Below are 413 nucleotides of genomic sequence, written 5' to 3'. Positions count from 1 at the left end.
TGTCAAGGATTCATTCGACATCGGAACGAAAAAATCCTCCCGATTTTCGTTGGGAGGGTGCGAAATGTGAGTAACGCGAGCGCCATCGGCATTTACGGCACTTCGCTTACCGATTCTTTTACCGAAGAAAGTTCAATGATTGGCAACGATTTTCTGGCACAAACCGTAGCAAAATGGGAAAAAGAAGCGAAACAAGCAGAGTCGTTAGGGGTTCGTACAGTAATGGCACGATTTGGTGTCGTTCTTGGCAAAAACGGCGGGGCGTTGCCGAAAATCGTCTTACCGTACCGTTTCTGGATTGGCGGTCCAATCGGCTCGGGACAGCAATGGATCTCTTGGATTCACGAGAACATCCGCCGGAAGCCCACTGCTTTAGCTGTGGAAGGAAGGCGGGGTTTATATTTTCAGTATAT

Annotated in this window: 1 pseudogene; it reads left to right on the top strand. The window is 48.7% G+C overall.

The window, feature by feature from the left end:
* Positions 1 to 72: 72 nt before the first annotated feature.
* Positions 73 to 345 (top strand): annotated as a pseudogene (locus DCC82_RS17180) (TIGR01777 family oxidoreductase); the annotation flags it as partial.
* Positions 346 to 413 lie beyond the last annotated feature (68 nt).

Origin of the sequence: Geobacillus sp. LYN3 (genome assembly GCF_003064505.1) — a bacterium.
Classification (GTDB): domain Bacteria; phylum Bacillota; class Bacilli; order Bacillales; family Anoxybacillaceae; genus Parageobacillus_B; species Parageobacillus_B toebii.
Note: the sequence above shows the minus strand (reverse complement) of the source record. Positions and strands in the feature narration are given on the sequence as shown.